Here is a 16,346-nt window from a genome sequence, read left to right as displayed (position 1 = left end):
TTCGGCAGCTTTTTTTGTTTCTTTCTTGCATGCGAGATTGCCACTGGCACGACGCTGGGATACATTGAAGCATCCTCAGGACAGGAAACCGGCGTGCTCAATCTCGACACACTTTTACTGGTTCAGGTCTGTGTAACGCTGTTGACGACGGCGTTGCTGGTGGCTTCCGCTTGCTACGCGGGCAGCCCGCCCGAGCTGCGCTGGTGGGCGGCGGGCAACCTGGTGGTGTCGGCCGGCCTGGCGATGGCCAACCTGGACGGCTTGCCGTCCATCTTCAGCGCCATCCTCGGCTACGGCGTGATCGCCTTCGGCCTGGGCCTGGTGCTGCGCGGGCTGCGCGTGCACGGCTCCGCCACTTTGTCATGGCGCGTGGTGGCCGTCTTCACCGTGCTGGCGCTGCTCATTCCCGCTTATTTCACGCTGGTGGTGCCGAGCCTTCGCGGGCGGCTGTGCTTCAGCGGTTTCTATTTCGCGCTGCTCAACTGGCTGTGCGCGGCCACGCTGGCGCGCCAGGGCGGCTGGCGCGGCATCGCCATCTGCGTGAGCGGCTTCGTGGTGCTGGGACTGGCGCTGTTCATGCGCGGCGCCCACATGCTGCGGCATGCCGACCCGGCCGACGTGCCGGCCTCGCTGGTGATGGGCGCGAGCATGCTGGCCATTCCGCTGGCCCAGGTCTGCATCGTCTTCGGCATGATCCTGATGGTGATGTGGCGCTACGCCGAGCGGTTGCGCCATCTGTCGACGCTGGACCCGCTGACCGGCGCCCTGAACCGCGGCGGCCTGGAAAACGAGGGCAAGCGGGTGGCGCTGCGCGCGCAGCGCGGGCGCCGCAGCCTGGCCGTGATCATGATCGACGTCGATTTTTTCAAGCGGATCAACGATACCTACGGGCATCCGGTGGGCGACGAAGTGCTGCGCCACCTGGCGCGGATGCTGAAGCTGGAACTGCGGCCCTATGATCTGCTGGCGCGCTTCGGCGGCGAGGAGTTCGTGCTGGCGCTGGATGGCTTGGATCGCCAGGCCGCCATCAAGGTGGCCGAGCGCCTGCGCGCGCGCATCGAGCTGGAGCTGGTGGAGATCGATGCGCTGTCGGTGCGCTACACGGCCAGCGTGGGCGTGGTGACGTCGGACGAACATGGCTATGACCTGATCCGCCTGATCTCGGCCGGCGACGCCGCCATGTACGAGGCCCAGCGCGCCGGCCGCCACCGCGTGATCGCCGGTTGAAAGGCAGGCGCCGGCCCGCCGCTACCGTCAGGACAGCAGTGCGATCAATGAGTCCGGGTGCAGGCCCCAGCCGGCCAGGCCCGATAAGCCCATCAGCACGCCGAACGCGGTCGGCACCAGCGCGGTGAAGTACAGCGCCCACAACTGGGTCAGCGCGGTGATGGCCAGCAGCGAGATGGCGATCGCCAGCAGCGCGTCCGACAGGTCGAACTGGTCGTCCTTGAAGTTGGCGGCGTCGTAGGTTTTCTGGTCCTGTTCGGCCTGGGCCTTGGCGTCGGCCTTTTTGGTGGCCTGGTCCTGCGCCACTTTCTCGTACTCCTGGATCGCCTGCTGATAGGCCGCCTGTTCGGCCGCCGGCTTGCCCGCCGACGCCAGGCGCAGCTGCACCACGGTCGACCTGGCGACTTCCTCGCGCACGTTGCGGGCCTGGTAGAAGGCCCAATGGTCGACCCGGTTGGCCTGCGCCTGCTGCATGCTTTGGTTGATGTTGTCGTCCTTGACCTTGCAGATGCCCATGAAGGTGGCCAGCAGCGCGACCGTGATGGCGACGGTGGCGTTGAGTTTCTTGCCGGCGGCCTGGGCTTCGGTCTGGGTGTCGAGAATTTCCAATGGTTCCATGTCGGTAGGGGAGGTGTAAAAACCGCAAGCTTAACCGATAACTGTGCGGATCGCGCCACACATCCGAAGAATCTGGTTGACGCTGCAGCGGCTGGGCAGCATATTGCGGCAAGAGAGTTCTAACAATAAAGTAAGCCACTATCTGGCGTAGCAGCAAAGTGAAGCAGCCTTCGGGCTGCTTTTTTTTCGCTGATCTGACGCAAACGGAGCGGCCCGCAGGTGCGCTAGTGTGGAGAGTGTCCCGCTGTCGAGGAGCTGCCATGCCTGCGAACATTGAAGGAAGTAAATTTGAAAATGTCCCGAGCCGCACCTATGATGAACGTGTCGAGGCGCGCCTCGGGGTGTTGGAGAAGGACGTGGCTGTCATGCAAAACAACTTCGCCACCAAAGATGATTTGCAAGCTTTGCGAGCGGAGATGCACGAGGGCTTCGAACGGATTGCCGCCGCGTTTTACAGTCATCGGCAGGAGGTCAAGGCCGAAATCGACAAGTTGCGCGAAGAGGTCTTGGCGGCGCTGTCCAACCAGCGCATCGACTTCAACGCCGCGCTGTCCAATCAGCGCATCGACTTCAACGCCGCGCTGGCAAAGCAGCGCGAAGAGTTTCAGGTGGCGCTGGCAAAGCTGCATGAGGAGTTTAGTGTTGCGTTGGCGAATCAGCGTGACGACTTTCACGTTGCGATGGCTAATCAGCGCGACGAGTTTCGGACTGCGTTGGCTCAACTGCGGGACGAGTTTCAGACTGCGTTGGCTCAGCAGCGAGAAGAGTTTCACGCCGCACTAGCTCATCAGCACGAAGAGTTTCACGCTGCATTGGCTCATCAGCACGAAGAGCTTCACGCCGCGTTGGCCCTCCAGCGTGAAGACTTCCATGCCGCATTGGCCAGTCATTCAATCGAGCTGTATAAAGGCTTCGCAAACCAGGCATGGAAATTTTATGGCCTGGCGTCGCTGCTGGTGGCGGGCGTGTACTACATCGCCCGCTACGTGCATTAGAAGTACGCTTACTGTTCGTATGCACCCAGGCGCTTTTGCTCGTCGGCGGAGAAGATGGCGTCGCGCAGTTTCTGCAATGACGCGGGATCGCCGGCCCCGGCCAGCTGCTGGCGCTGCGCCTGGTAGCTGGCGATGCGCCGGTGCCAGTCGGCTTCCTCTCGGTCCACGTCGGCCAAACGCGCCGCCGCTTCGGGCGATAGCGCCGCCGCGCGCATGCGGTAGGTCTCGTTGTCGCCCAGGCCTTGTTCGCGTGCCTTCGACACCGCTTCCTCCAGTTTCAACACCCTGGCCGGCGCGGCGCGGTCCTCGCGCTCCTGCGGCGACAGCTTCGCATCAAGCGCGGCGATGCGCTCCTTGCGCTGCGCATCGCTCAAGCCCTTGTCCGCATTGATCTCCAGCCGCGCCAGCGCATCCAGGTCGTAGGCATCGCTGGCGCTGAACAGCCCCTCGGCTTCCGCGTCGCTGAAATAGGAGCGCCGCAGGCGCTGCATGGCCTCCAGCCGCTGGTGCGCTCCCTTAGCCAGATCAGGTGTGGCCGGCAGCGCGCGCTCCACATCGACCAGCGCGCGCTTGTAGGCCAGGTAGGCGTCGAGCAGGCGCTTGGCCTCGGCCGCCGGCGCCGCGCCCAGGCGGCGATCCAGTTCGCGGCCTATCTCCACGCGGATCGCCTCCAACGGCTTCTCGCCCAGCCCCGCCAGATAGTAGTCGAACAGGTAGGCCAGTTCCGCATTGATCGCCAGCTTGCCGCCAGCGACCTGGCGCACGTCGCCGTCGGGCCGGGTGCCGATCATCGACGGCACGAACGCAAAGTAGTTCGGATCCGCGGCAGGCCTGGCCGGCGGAGGCTCGCTGCGCGGCAGCGCCAGATAGAGGCCGATGCCGGCAACAGCGGCCAATGCGCCGAAGCGCAGCAGTTTTGCGTTCGTGTTCATCGTGCGCTCCTTACAATCCCAGTCCCTGCAGGCGGTTGGCTTGCTGGCGGAAGATGGTCACGGGGCTGGTCTCGAACAGATTGGTGATGCCCACCATCTGGTTGACTTCATCCAGGTGGTTCATCGCATAATCGTCGCGGATCACCCGGCCAAGATGGCTGGAGCAGCTGCTGACCAGGCCATCATTCTTGGCGCCGTTGAAGGCGATCGCAGTCAGTGCCAGCACCGGATCGCTGATGTCCAGCACATTGGTGTAAGGCTGCGCGCCGCTCCACGAGAAGTAGTACACGCCATGGACCTGATACGCGCCTTCGCCGCAGGCCGACGTCGGCACGCCTTCGGGGTGGTTGCTGTTGAAGGCCAGCGTGCCGGCGGTGCTCAGCGAGGTCGCCGCCGCGCGCGCGTTCTGCGGCAAGGTCGGGCTGCCGGACAGGAAGCTGATGAAGCCCGACACCGCGTTGGCCAGCGTGTAGGTCACGTCGGGCACGGCGCCGATCAGCACATCGGCCACCCTCGAACCCTTGTTGACGCCACCGACGCTGCTGACCGAAGCCACCAGGTCCGGGCGCACCGACGCCACATAGCGCGCGGTGGGGCCGCCGTGGCTATGGCCGATCAGGTTGACCTTGGAGGCGCCGGTCGCCGCCAGGATCTGCTTGACCTGCAAAAGCAGTTGTTCGCCGCGCACCTCGGTGCTGTTGGCTGCCGACACCGACGTCACATACACATTGGCGCCGCCGCTGCGCAGCCCCGAGGCGATGCCGTAGAAGTAGTCGACCGGGCCGATGTTGTCGAAGCCGAACAGGCCGTGCACCAGCACGATGGGATATTTGGTTTGCGTGTAGCCGGTGGCCCAGGATGGCGCGGGCAGGGCGGCGAGTGCGAGCAGGCAGGCTGCGAGGTAGGTCCAATAGCGTTTAATCATTGAAGTCTCCGGTGGTATTTTTGAAGTCCGGGTGCTTCCCCGGTCAACAAAATGTAGCACCGAGCCGATGGCGTTGCAGTCCGCACGCTAGGCCTGGGGAGCCAATCTGATGGGCTGCCGATGCCAGTTGTTTTCGTGCGCTATAATCGATGACAAAAATCCTACAAAGAGACTACCTTGCCGTCGCGATTCGACTTCCAACAATTTCAGGCGATGACGCCGCTGGACGGCGCCAATGTCTGGGCATATCTGCTCGACCACAACGCTGAACGCATCACCGTCAAGCGCCGCAAGCCGGCGCTGGAAAACCTGGAGCGGATCTTCCGCGCCACGTTCAAGCTGGCCAACGACGTCGGCTTCCGCGCCATGAACCTGCGCGACCTGTGCCAGGAAACAGGCTTGTCGATGGGCGGCTTGTACGGCTACATCAGCAACAAGGACCAACTGGCGGAGATGATCGAGGACGTGGTGCGCCACGCCACCCACGAGATGCCGCGCCTGTCCGACGACGTCGCCGATCCGCTGGACAAGCTGGAGGCCTTGATACGCGCCTCGATCTACGTCTCCGAGATCCTGCAGCCGTGGTTCTATTTTGTGTTCATGGATTCGCGCGTGCTGCAGGCGGCCCAGCGCACCACGGCCAAGGAATCGGAGTTGTTCGTGCAGGGCTTGTTCGCCGGCGTGATCGCGCAGATCCCCGAACGTCCCGAAGGCAGCCCGGAAATGCAGGCCGCGCACATCATGGCGATGTTCCAGGATTGGTATGTGAAACGCTGGAAGTACCGGGCTGCGGATATCAGCCCGGACCAGTTTGCGGACAGTGCCGTGCGCCTGATGCGCGCCTACCTGGCGCCCTGATTTAGTTGGTCGGTGGCGGCGGCGTCGTGCCGGCCGGCTGCGGCGCCACGTTCTCCGCGCCCGGCGGCACGTCGTCCATGTCCAGCGTATGGCGCGCGGCGTCGCCGGTGAACTCGTCGTACAGCCACTCGCCGTCCACCTGCGTCAGCCCGGCCGGCACCTGGCGCTCCTGCGGCGGACGGCTTTGTAGCGCCACCTTCATGTAGTCGATCCAGATCGGCAGCGCCACGCTGGAGCCGAACTCCTTGCCGCCCAACGATTTCGAATCGTCGTAACCCATCCACGACACCGCCACAATGCCGCCGCCGTAGCCGGCGAACCAGCCGTCGATGGCGTCGCTGGACGTGCCGGTCTTGCCGGCCAGGTCGGGGCGGCCCAGGCGTGCCACGGCGGCGCCGGTGCCGGTGCGTGTGACCTGGCGCAGCATGCTGTCGGTGACGAAGGCGTTGCGCGGATCGATGACGCGGGCGTCGTCCGGCAGCGCGGTGCGCGGCTTGGCCTCGGAGATGATCTTGCCGCTGCCGTCGACGATCTTCGCGATCAGGTAAGGCTCGACGGTGTAGCCGCCGTTGGCGAACACCGAGTACGCGCCCACCAGCTGCGCCGGTGTGACCGAGCCGGTGCCCAGCGCCATGGTCAGGTTCTTCGGATGCTTGGCCAGGTCGAAGCCGAACTTGCCCAGGTAGTTGTGCGCGTACGGCACCGTGATCGAGCGCAGGATGCGTACCGAGGCCACGTTCTTCGATTCGGCCAGCGCGGTACGCATGGTGATCGGGCCGTCGAACTTGCCGTCGTCGTTCTTCGGGCTCCAGGCTTCGTTGCCGGTTTCCGCGCCGGTCAGGTCCAGCGGCACGTCGTTGATCAGGGTCGCCGGCGAGAAGCCTTTTTCCAGCGCCGCCGAATACACGAACGGCTTGATCGAGGAACCCGGCTGGCGCCATGCCTGCGTGACGTGGTTGAACTTCTGCAGGTTGTAATCGAATCCGCCGACCATGGCGTGATAGCCGCCGGTGACCGAATCGATGGACACGAACGCCGCCGCCACCTGCGGCACCTGCGTGATGCTCCAGTTGTTCTTCTCCTGGATGATGCGGATCACCGCGCCGGGGCGCAGGCGGACCGTGTCCTTGGCCTTGTCGCTCAGCGCATTGGCGGCAAGGCGCAGGCCGTCGCCGCTGATGGTGATCTCCTCGCCGAACGGATTCTGCACCTTGACCGACTTGGCGCCCACCTCCAGCACCACGGCCGGGATCAGGCGGTCGCTGCCCGGACGGCGCTGCAGCGCTTCCTCGATGGCGTCGTCGCGCTCGTCCTCGGTGGCCGGCAGCGTGATGAAGGCTTCCGGGCCGCGGTAGCCGTGGCGCTGGTCGTAGTTCAGCACATTGCGGCGCACCGATTCGTAGGCCGCGTTCTGGTCGGCCTTCAGGATGGTGGTGTAGACGCTGATGCCCTTGGTGTACGAGTCCTCTTTGAATTGGGCGTACACCACCTGGCGCGCCAGCTCGGCCACGTACTCGGCGTGGGTGTCGAACTCCTGGCCGCGATGGCTGACGTGCAGCGTTTCGTGCAGCGCCTTCTGGTACTGGTCTTCGGTGATGTAGTCCAGGTCGCGCATGGACTTGAGCACCACATGCTGCCGTTGCTTGGCGCGCTTGGGATTGACGGCCGGGTTGTGGCGGGCCGGATTCTGCGGCAGGCCGGCCAGCATCGCCATCTCGGCGATGTCGAGGTCCTTGAGCGGCTTGCCGAAGTAGACCTGCGAGGCGGCGCCGAAACCGAAGGAGCGCTGGCCGAGGTAGATCTGGTTCATATACAGTTCGAGGATCTGCTCCTTGCTGAGCGCAGCCTCGATCTTAAACGCCAGCATGACCTCATTGAGTTTGCGGCCGTAGAATTTTTCGCGGGTGAGGAAGAAGTTACGCGCCACCTGCATGGTGATGGTGGAACCGCCCTGGCGCATCGCGCCGCCCAGGTTGGCGCGCGCGGCGCCCAGCGCGCGGCGCCAGTCGATGCCGTTATGGTCGTAGAAGCGCTTGTCCTCGATCGCCAGCACGGACTTCTTCATCATCTCCGGGATGTCCTTGATCGGCACGAAATCGCGGTGTTCCTCGCCGAATTCGCCGATCAGGGCATTGTCGGCGGTGTAGATGCGCAGCGGGATCTTCGGGCGGTAGTCGGTGATGACCTCCAGCGACGGCAGGTTGGGCGCCACATACAGCAGCAGGTAGGCCAGCAGCAGGCCGCCTGCGATCAGCGCGGCGACGCCGGCCACGATAAAGCCGCGAATGGCGTTGCGGCGGGTCAGCCATTTGGACAGATTGATGGGGGAAGCAGTCAAGGCGTTAGTCTCACGATAGCGGCGGTAGGCGCGATTATAGACCAACAAAAATTTGGCTACCCTTAAATGAAAAGTGGCTTTTTATGCAAATATGGTCACTCACCCCTATGACTATTGGTGATTTTGTCGTAACGTAATAGATATTGGGTAAAAACGCTCTACAACCGGGGAAGACATGGCGGAACCGCTGCACACTCTTGATTGCGACATCCTGATCGTCGGAGGCGGCATCAATGGCGCCGGCATCGCGCGCGACGCGGCGGGGCGGGGCTTGTCGGTGGTGCTGTGCGAAAAAGACGACCTGGCGTCGCATACCTCGTCGGCCTCCACCAAGCTGATACACGGCGGCCTGCGTTATCTGGAGTACTACGAATTCAACCTGGTGCGCAAGGCGCTGATCGAGCGCGAGGTGCTGCTGCGCGCCGCGCCGCACATCATGTGGCCGCTGCGCTTCGTGATGCCGCATGCGCCCGGCCAGCGCCCGGCGCTGATGATACGGGCCGGCCTGATGCTGTACGACCTGCTGGCCAAGCGCGAGCTGCTACCCGCGTCGGCCGGCATCAACCTGCGCGCGCACGCGGCGGGCAAGCCGCTCAAGCCCGAATTCCAGCGCGGCTTTATCTACTCGGACGGCTGGGTGGACGACGCCCGGCTGGTGGTGCTGAACGCCATCGACGCCTGCGAAAAGGGCGCCACCATCCTGACCCGGACCCTGTGCGGCGGCTTGACGCGCAAGGCGGACGGCTGGGAAGCGGCGCTGCACAAGACCGGCTGCGGCGACATCCGCGTCAACGCGCGCTACGTGGTGAACGCCGCCGGGCCGTGGACCGCGAGCCTGCTGCATTCGACGCTGCCGAAGGAGGGCGGCGGCAATCTCCGGCTGATCAAGGGCAGCCATATCATCGTCAAGCGCATCTTCGAGCACGACAACGCCTACATCTTCCAGCACCCGGACGGCCGCATCGTGTTCGCGATTCCGTATGAGCGCGACTTCACGCTGATCGGCACCACCGACCTCGATTACCACGGCGACGCCAACCAGGTCGCCATCAGCGAGGACGAAATCGCCTACCTGTGCGAGCTGGCCAGCCAGTACTTCGTCAAGCCCATCGTGCCGGCCGACGTGGTGTGGACTTATTCGGGCGTGCGCCCACTGGTGGAGGACGGCGCCGACGCCAAGGCCGTCACCCGCGACTACCGGCTGGAAGTCGACAGCGACGGCCCGCCGATGCTGAGCGTCTTCGGCGGCAAGATCACCACCTTCCGCAAGCTGGCGGAGGAGGCGGTCGACCTGATCGCCAAGTCGCTGGGCAACCGCCACGGCGCCTGGACCCACAACGCCTGCCTGCCGGGCGGCGATTTGTTCGGCGCCGAGCCGCAGAACCGCTCGGTGCTGGAGTTCGACAACTGGCTGCGCAATGTGCAGGGCCGCTACAGCTGGCTGCCGCCGTTGCTGGTGGCGCGCTACGCCCGCGCCTACGGCACGCGCGTGCACACGCTGCTCGGGAAGAAAGAGGATATCGCCGAAATGGGCGAGGAGATCGCGCCCGGCCTGTACGCGGCGGAAGTGGAATACCTGCGCCGCTACGAGTGGGCGCGCACCGCGCAGGACATCCTGTGGCGGCGCTCCAAACTGGGCCTGCACCTGCCGAAGGATGCCGGCGACAAGCTGCAGGCCTGGCTTGTGGCGAACCCGTTCCAGTACAAGCAGGCCGCATAAAAAAACCACCTGCCGGAGCGTGCTCCGTGCAGGTGGTTTTTTATTTGGTGCGGAAGACTTACTTCACGCCGTGCATCAGCTTCTGGATCAGCGGTGCGATCAGGAACAGCAGCACGCCGCCAGCCATCAGCGACCAGAAGCCGAAGGTGTAGCCGGACAGCGCCGACGTCACCGACATGCCGCTCTCGCCGCTGACCGCCGAAGCGAAGATGCCCGACAGGTTGTTGCCGATGCCGGTCGACAGGAACCAGCCGCCCATGCCCAGGCCAACCAGGCGGGTAGGCGCCAGCTTGGTCACCATCGACAGGCCGATAGGCGACAGGCACAGTTCACCGATCGACTGCAGCACGTAGACCATGACCAGGGTCCAGAACGGGATATGGTTGTCGGCGCTGACCAGCGACGACAGCGCGAACATCAGCAGGCCGAAGGCGGAACCGTTGAACAGCAGGCCCAGGCCGAATTTGCGCGGGATCGAAGGATTCTTGTTGCGCATGGCGACCCAGACGAAGGCGACGATCGGCGCGCAGCTGATGATGGCCAGCGAGTTCACGATCTGGAACCAGGCCACAGGGAAGGTCCAGTTGAACATCTGGCGGTTGACGATTTTATCGGCCAGGAAGGTGAACGAGCTGCCTGCCTGTTCGAAGAACATCCAGAACATGATGTTGAAGAAGAAGATCAGCAGCATGGCGATGACCTTGTCGCGGGCGACCTTGCCGTTCTTGATGCCTTCGATCAGCAGCATCACCGACAGCAGGATGAACAGCGCGGACAGCACGATCTGCAGGTTGTTGGCGCCGGCGGCCAGCAGGAAGTAAACCACGGGGATCACGCACAGCGAGCCCAGAACCACATACACCACGCGCTTTGGATCGGAGTTCGATGCGTCCGGAGCGCCGATGCCTTTCAGGTTGCGGCGGCCGATGAGGAACCACACCAGGGAGATCAGCATGCCGACGCCGGCCGACATGAACACCACTTTGTACGCGGGCATGCCGTTGACGCCGAAGACGGTCGTTGCGAGCCACTCGGTCAGCAGCGGTGCGACCATCGCGCCGGAGTTAATCCCCATGTAGAAAATGGTGAAGCCGGAATCGCGGCGTGGATCGGTGGCGCCATACAGCTTGCCGACCATGGTCGAGATGTTCGGCTTGAACATGCCGTTGCCGACGATGACGGTCGCCAGGCCAAGCTGGAATACGGTCTGGTTGGGGAAGGCGATCATGAACAGGCCGGCCGCCATGAAGCTCGCGCCGACCAGGATGGAGCGCTGGTAGCCGAGGACACGGTCGGCCACGTAGCCGCCGAACAGCGCTGCGGCGTAGACCAGCGCCAGGTAGGAGCCGTAAATCAGGTTGGCCGGAGCCTCGCCGGTGGGCGCGCCAGCGTAGAACTGCGCCACGACGTAGAGCACCAGGGCCCAGCGTATGCCGTAGAACGCGAAACGCTCCCAGAACTCGGTCATGAACAACATCCACAGCGGAGCAGGGTGACCCATGATCTGCTTGAATTCGGGAATAACGACTTCCGTATTGGTGGTGGTAGCACCGCTCATGCGGCTTCTCCTAATTTTGTGATCTATGAAAAGTGTCTCGGGTTCCCTTATGGGGATCCAAATTGGGCGCCATTTTAATCTACAAATCGCCCCGCCCGTACATTTTGATGGCGTGCCTGCAAAGTTATGTCTTTTGTGCTAAGAACTATGTAAATTCCTGCTGCGGCATTCTCCGCCCCAAAATGCGCCGGTTTGTCGTATATTGGCAGGGCAGGCTTACCTGTTATGCATCGAATTTGAATAAGGATTTACGCATCATGGAACATGACGTTGTCGATACCCTGATTTCGCCCGAAGGCCAGCTGGAAGTGCTTTCGAAGGCGGAAGTGAACAAGCTGCTCGACACAAGCCAGGGCGGCCTCTATAACATCTTCCGCAATTGCGCGCTGGCCGTGCTCAATTGCGGCAGCACGATCGACGATGGAAAGGAACTGCTGGAACGATACAAGTCGTTCGAAATCAGCATTGTGCAGCGCGAGCGAGGCATCAAGCTCGATATCAAGGGAGCGCCGGCGATCGCCTTCGTCGACGGCAAAATGATCAAGGGTATCCACGAGCACCTGTTCGCGGTGCTGCGCGATATCGTCTTCGTCAGCAATGAGGTGAGCGACAATCCGAAGTTCGACATGGGCAGCACCGAAGGCATCACCGATTCGGTGTTCCACATCCTCCGCAACGCCGGCGTGCTCAAGCCCATGCTCAATCCGAACCTGGTGGTGTGCTGGGGCGGACACTCGATCAACCGCGCCGAGTATAACTACTCGAAGGAAGTCGGCTATCAAATGGGCTTGCGCGACCTGGACATCTGCACCGGCTGCGGTCCCGGCGCGATGAAGGGCCCGATGAAGGGCGCCACCATCGGCCACGCCAAGCAGCGCCTGCACAAGGGACGCTACCTGGGCATCTCGGAACCGGGCATCATCGCGGCCGAATCGCCGAACCCTATCGTCAATGAGCTGGTGATCATGCCGGACATCGAGAAGCGCCTGGAAGCGTTCGTGCGCTCCGGCCACGGCATCGTCGTGTTCCCCGGCGGCGCGGGGACGGCCGAGGAGATCCTTTATATACTGGGCATCCTGCTGCACCCCGATAACGCCGAGATCCCGTTCCCGCTGGTGTTCACCGGGCCGGAGACCTCGCGCGAGTACTTCGTGCAGATCAACCAGTTCATCCACGATACGCTGGGCCCCGAGGCGCAGCAGCGCTACAAGATCATCATCGACGATCCGGAACTGGTGGCGCGCGAGATGCAGGCGGGGATCAAGCAGGTGCGCGAGTTCCGCAAATCCCGCAGCGACGCCTACTACTTCAACTGGGGCCTGAAGATCGACCACGAGTTCCAGCATCCGTTCGCGCCCACGCACGAGAACATGCGCAACCTGAGCCTGCACAAGAACCAGGAAGTGCACCTGCTGGCGGCGAACCTGCGCCGGGCGTTTTCGGGCGTGGTGGCGGGTAACGTCAAGGACGAGGGCATACGCGCCATCGAGAAGTTCGGCCACTTTGAAATCCACGGCGACAAGGAGATCATGGGGCCGATGGACGCGCTGCTGGCATCCTTCGTGGCGCAGCATCGCATGAAACTGGCGGGCAAGCAGTACACGCCTTGCTATCGCGTGATCCAGTAACACCAGCCGGCGTCCGCGTGCGGTGTGCGCGGACGCCAGATCGAGCACTATGGCCAAAGCCGTCCCTGTAATTTGTTTGATCGCCCTTGGCCTGCTGGCCGGCTGCGAAACCAGTAATATGCAAAAGCCTTTTGGGCCGTATGTCAGCACCCTCAAGGACGGCGAATACGTCACGAAGGACGCGCCCAATGGACGATTTACTGTGCTCTCCATTCGGCAGTCGGGCGGCAAGGGCTTTTTCGGCGCATGGCACTCGGACTACAAACGCCTGATCCACAATGGCCGGATCGTCATCGAGAAGTCCGACCTGATCGAACCTTGGCCAGGCCTCGATCGCCCCGCCTTTTTCGTGCACTCCAACTCGCCATTGGAGAAAGAGGAATACCTGGTGCACGAAACCGCCGGCAAGGTGGTGGTGGACCGCATAGACCATGGCGACTTGGAGCACAGCGATAGCCAGCGCGTGATGACCAGGGAATTCCCGTTCGGTTATCCACTGCGCGCTGGCGCAAGATACTTCCCCGGTGTATCGACGCCGGGATTTTTGCTTAGCGTTTTTCCCATGAAGGTGCAAGTGCTGCCGGCTCCCTTCAACGAACGCCGCGATAAGCTTTGGATACAGTCCCTTGCATCGATTTCGCCGGATCAGAAGTCGTTTGCCTACGTGGACAGCCTGGATGAGCCATCGAGCCTGCTGGTTGCGGATGACAATGGCGAGTCGCGCGATGCGCTGCCCATTCCGATCGTCAGCCTGCCGCGCGAACCGGATCCTAAGGTAAATCCATATGAACGCGTCCGTGCCTGGTTCGACCAGTCCTACACCTGGCAGCGTAACGCGGAAGGGAAATGGGATATCGTACCTATCGCACCTGTGGCACCGGAGCATCGCAACACCGCCAACCCTCTCGAAGAGATATTCCTGACTGAGGCTGGCGGATATCGCAATTGCTTCATCACCGCCCATAAAGGCTGCGCGAGCGGCTGGCGCCAGGCGACGGCCGGCGAGATGAATCGTGAATTTGGCGAGGACTATACTCCGCCGTTTGTGTACGCTCCGGTTACGCCCATGCAGGCGTTCGGCGCCAATGCGAAACTGGTGCTGCTTCGCCGCGTCCATTTTAGCGGCAGCGGCTATACGCTGTTCGCGGAATCCACGCCGGAGAAGGTGGTCGCCGAGATCTCCAGGCGCCTCCAGCAGCGCAAGATCACCTTCGTGCGGGTCGATCAATGTCCACGCGGCGAGGATAATAAGCGCAGCGACTGTGACGCTTTGATCAAGTCCAACCTGGGCAAGCAGGGGCGCAATGGCTATGGACTGGATGAGGTGATCCACGCCGGAGAGACTGGCGGCACGGTGTTCGTCATGCGGAATCTCGCCGTCGTCGTCCTGTCATCGAAGAATGGCGGCACCATGATCGCGACCATCTTCCGCCAGGACTTTTCGCGCGGAGATCCACCGAGCGCTGAATGAAGCTGACTCGGGCGCAGCAGTCCGCGATACTGCCTTGTTGCGGCAAGGCATCTTAATGTAAATCAAGAATTATCAAATTCAATAAATCTCAATAAGCAAATACAGGTATAATTGAATTAGTCAATTATATCAATTTTGCGCCAACCGAAGCTCCTCGCACCTAACCCCGTGCAATATCTCATCGAATAGTTCTCACACCGGAATGAGCGCGTTCGCGCGCCGCGCCGGGGTAGACGATCTATCCCGTGATGGCTAACTGGCGCACAACGAGAAAACATCGGATTGATCGAAAAGCACGCTGCTCGGCACGGGTGTCCGCTCCGATGTAACGGAATCGCATATCGCAGTTATCCAGAGTCAGGAGAGTCTAAATGAGTTTCGCGAATATACGGATCGCCGGCCGGCTCGGCGCAGGTTTCGGGCTGGTGTTGACGCTGATGGCGTCGCTGATCGTGGTCTGCCTCATGCACTTGGCGGACATCGGCGAAACCAGCGGCAAAATGATCGAGAAGGACTGGGTCAAGGCGGAGGCGGCAAACGTCATCGACGCCACCACGCGGGCCAACGCGCGCCGCTCGATGGAGTTGCTGATCGCGCCAGACAAGGCCTATGCGGACAAGGTGCGCGAACAGATCGAGGTCAACAAGAAGACCATCAGCGAAGCGCTGGCGATGCTCGATCGCCTGGTCTATTTGCCGGAAGGCCGGGCCCTGCTGGCGAAAATCAAGGAGCAACGTGCGCGGTATGTGGTCTCCTTCAGCAAGGTCGGCAAGTTGGTGGCTGAGGATCAGCGCGAGCAGGCCACAAGCTTGATGATCGCGGAAACGCTCCCAATGCTCGATGTGCTGCAGGGCAGCGTCAAGGAATTGACCAACCAGCAGAAAAAGATCGTCGAAGCCAGCGGAGGCGACATCAAGCAGAACATTGCGTCTTCCCGGCGTTTGATGGTCGGCCTGGGCCTGGCGGCGCTGCTGATCGGCGTGGCTTTTGCGTATGGCATCACCCGTTCGATCACCCGTCCGATCAGCGAGGCGGTAAAAGTGGCGGAGACCGTGGCGGCGGGCGATTTGACCAGCCACATCGACATTAGGTCGACTGACGAAATCGGCCAATTATTACAGGCACTGAAGGTGATGAACGACAACCTGAGAAACATTGTGGGTCAGGTTCGCATCGGCACCGACACGATCGCCACCGCGTCGGCGCAGATCGCGGCCGGCAATTTCGATCTGTCGGCGCGCACCGAAGGGCAAGCCAGTTCGCTGGAACAAACAGCGTCGTCGATGGAGGAGCTGACGTCGATCGTCAAGCAGAACGCCGACAATGCCCGGCAAGCCAATCAACTGGCGGCGTCCGCTTCCGAAGTGGCCGTCAAAGGCGGCGGCGTGGTGGCGCAGGTGGTGGACACCATGAGTTCAATCAATGCGTCTTCCCGGAAGATCGTCGATATCATCAGCGTGGTCGATGGCATTGCGTTCCAGACCAATATCCTGGCCTTGAACGCTGCGGTTGAAGCGGCCCGCGCTGGAGAACAGGGCCGGGGCTTTGCTGTGGTGGCCTCCGAGGTGCGCAACCTGGCGCAACGCTCGGCCGCAGCCGCTAAAGAGATCAAGACGCTGATTGACGACTCGGTCGACAAGGTCGATGTCGGCGCCAAACTGGTGGGCCAGGCCGGGGCGACAATGGGCGAGATCGTGGACAGCGTCAAGCGCGTGACCGAAATCATGTCGGAGATTACGACCGCTGGACAAGAGCAAACCCTGGGCATCGAGCAAATCAACCAGGCGATTGTGCAGATGGATGAGGTCACGCAACAGAACGCCGCGCTGGTCGAAGAAGCCGCCGCAGCGGCGGGGGCGCTGCAGGATCAAGCCAACAATCTGTCGCAAGTGGTGGGGGTGTTCAAGTTGGATGGCGCGCACACGGCGGTTGTTATGAAGCTGGAGGCGGCCGGCCATCGTACCCCGATGTCCCGGCAGGCTAAGGCGCCGGTCGCCACCGACGATGTCAGGCCGCTGAAGCGGGTGGCGCATTCACGCGCTTCAGCTGAAAGCGACTGGGAAGAATTCTGAGATG

General features: G+C 62.4%; 12 protein-coding genes. 7 read left to right on the top strand and 5 right to left on the bottom strand.

The features are described 5' to 3' along the window. The first annotated feature begins 93 nt into the window (after nucleotides 1–93). Nucleotides 94–1,227: a GGDEF domain-containing protein gene (locus tag HUX88_RS28590; RefSeq protein WP_176363954.1), complete on the top strand. Its 1,134-nt coding sequence runs from the start codon at nucleotides 94–96 to the stop codon at nucleotides 1,225–1,227. 27 nt (nucleotides 1,228–1,254) lie between these two features. Here HUX88_RS28590 and HUX88_RS28585 read toward each other — a convergent pair whose 3' ends face one another. Next, nucleotides 1,255–1,845: a DUF4337 domain-containing protein gene (locus HUX88_RS28585; protein ID WP_117010292.1), complete on the bottom strand. Its 591-nt coding sequence runs from the start codon at nucleotides 1,843–1,845 to the stop codon at nucleotides 1,255–1,257. A 260-nt stretch (nucleotides 1,846–2,105) separates the two neighbouring features. On the opposite strand from HUX88_RS28585, the gene HUX88_RS28580 reads away from it, so the two are divergent. Next, nucleotides 2,106–2,840 carry a hypothetical protein gene (locus HUX88_RS28580; RefSeq protein ID WP_176363953.1) on the top strand — a complete coding sequence of 245 codons (735 nt, stop codon included), beginning with the start codon at nucleotides 2,106–2,108 and terminating at the stop codon, nucleotides 2,838–2,840. Between the two features lie 8 nt (nucleotides 2,841–2,848). Here HUX88_RS28580 and HUX88_RS28575 read toward each other — a convergent pair whose 3' ends face one another. Both HUX88_RS28575 and HUX88_RS28570 read right to left on the bottom strand, forming a co-directional pair. Next, the gene (locus tag HUX88_RS28575; protein ID WP_176363952.1) at nucleotides 2,849–3,772 is read right to left on the bottom strand and encodes a lipase secretion chaperone; all 924 of its coding nucleotides are present in this window, start codon (nucleotides 3,770–3,772) and stop codon (nucleotides 2,849–2,851) included. Between the two features lie 10 nt (nucleotides 3,773–3,782). Further along, a complete protein-coding gene (locus HUX88_RS28570) occupies nucleotides 3,783–4,697 on the bottom strand; it encodes a triacylglycerol lipase (RefSeq protein ID WP_176363951.1) in 915 nt (304 codons plus the stop codon). Nucleotides 4,698–4,874: 177 nt separating this feature from the next. Here HUX88_RS28570 and HUX88_RS28565 point away from each other — a divergent pair, with 177 nt between their 5' ends. Then, on the top strand, nucleotides 4,875–5,555 hold the full coding sequence (locus tag HUX88_RS28565) for a TetR/AcrR family transcriptional regulator (RefSeq protein ID WP_229219603.1): 681 nt from the start codon (nucleotides 4,875–4,877) through the stop codon (nucleotides 5,553–5,555). A gap of 1 nt (nucleotide 5,556) precedes the next feature. On the opposite strand, the gene HUX88_RS28560 is transcribed toward HUX88_RS28565, so the two are convergent. After that, a complete protein-coding gene (locus HUX88_RS28560) occupies nucleotides 5,557–7,893 on the bottom strand; it encodes a penicillin-binding protein 1A (protein WP_117010573.1) in 2,337 nt (778 codons plus the stop codon). 175 nt (nucleotides 7,894–8,068) lie between these two features. Between HUX88_RS28560 and glpD the strand changes: the two genes are divergently transcribed. Next, on the top strand, nucleotides 8,069–9,613 hold the full coding sequence (glpD, locus tag HUX88_RS28555; protein WP_176363950.1) for a glycerol-3-phosphate dehydrogenase: 1,545 nt from the start codon (nucleotides 8,069–8,071) through the stop codon (nucleotides 9,611–9,613). A 58-nt stretch (nucleotides 9,614–9,671) separates the two neighbouring features. Here glpD and HUX88_RS28550 read toward each other — a convergent pair whose 3' ends face one another. After that, the gene (locus tag HUX88_RS28550) at nucleotides 9,672–11,171 is read right to left on the bottom strand and encodes a peptide MFS transporter (RefSeq protein WP_117010298.1); all 1,500 of its coding nucleotides are present in this window, start codon (nucleotides 11,169–11,171) and stop codon (nucleotides 9,672–9,674) included. Between the two features lie 257 nt (nucleotides 11,172–11,428). Here HUX88_RS28550 and ppnN point away from each other — a divergent pair, with 257 nt between their 5' ends. The 3 genes from ppnN (at nucleotide 11,429) to HUX88_RS28535 (ending at nucleotide 16,342) form a co-directional block, all read left to right on the top strand. Continuing rightward, on the top strand, nucleotides 11,429–12,799 hold the full coding sequence (ppnN, locus tag HUX88_RS28545; protein WP_117010299.1) for a nucleotide 5'-monophosphate nucleosidase PpnN: 1,371 nt from the start codon (nucleotides 11,429–11,431) through the stop codon (nucleotides 12,797–12,799). Nucleotides 12,800–12,848: 49 nt separating this feature from the next. Further along, nucleotides 12,849–14,270, top strand: coding sequence for a hypothetical protein (locus HUX88_RS28540; RefSeq protein WP_147330397.1), 1,422 nt, complete (start codon nucleotides 12,849–12,851; stop codon nucleotides 14,268–14,270). Between the two features lie 371 nt (nucleotides 14,271–14,641). After that, nucleotides 14,642–16,342: a methyl-accepting chemotaxis protein gene (locus tag HUX88_RS28535; protein WP_176363949.1), complete on the top strand. Its 1,701-nt coding sequence runs from the start codon at nucleotides 14,642–14,644 to the stop codon at nucleotides 16,340–16,342. The last annotated feature ends 4 nt before the right edge of the window (nucleotides 16,343–16,346 follow it).

This window comes from Duganella sp. BJB1802 (assembly GCF_013369445.1).
GTDB classification, from domain to species: domain Bacteria; phylum Pseudomonadota; class Gammaproteobacteria; order Burkholderiales; family Burkholderiaceae_D; genus Rugamonas; species Rugamonas vulcania_A.
This window is presented reverse-complemented; position numbering and strand designations above follow the sequence as displayed.

Bases quoted from the DNA above. Each gene is read 5' to 3' on its own strand.
- HUX88_RS28570 (WP_176363951.1), bottom strand. From the start codon at position 4,697: ATGATTAAACGCTATTGGACCTACCTCGCAGCCTGCCTGCTCGCACTC.
- HUX88_RS28550 (WP_117010298.1), bottom strand. From the start codon at position 11,171: ATGAGCGGTGCTACCACCACCAATACGGAAGTCGTTATTCCCGAATTC.
- HUX88_RS28585 (WP_117010292.1), bottom strand. From the start codon at position 1,845: ATGGAACCATTGGAAATTCTCGACACCCAGACCGAAGCCCAGGCCGCC.
- HUX88_RS28540 (WP_147330397.1), top strand. From the start codon at position 12,849: ATGGCCAAAGCCGTCCCTGTAATTTGTTTGATCGCCCTTGGCCTGCTG.
- glpD (WP_176363950.1), top strand. From the start codon at position 8,069: ATGGCGGAACCGCTGCACACTCTTGATTGCGACATCCTGATCGTCGGA.
- HUX88_RS28535 (WP_176363949.1), top strand. From the start codon at position 14,642: ATGAGTTTCGCGAATATACGGATCGCCGGCCGGCTCGGCGCAGGTTTC.
- ppnN (WP_117010299.1), top strand. From the start codon at position 11,429: ATGGAACATGACGTTGTCGATACCCTGATTTCGCCCGAAGGCCAGCTG.
- HUX88_RS28575 (WP_176363952.1), bottom strand. From the start codon at position 3,772: ATGAACACGAACGCAAAACTGCTGCGCTTCGGCGCATTGGCCGCTGTT.
- HUX88_RS28580 (WP_176363953.1), top strand. From the start codon at position 2,106: ATGCCTGCGAACATTGAAGGAAGTAAATTTGAAAATGTCCCGAGCCGC.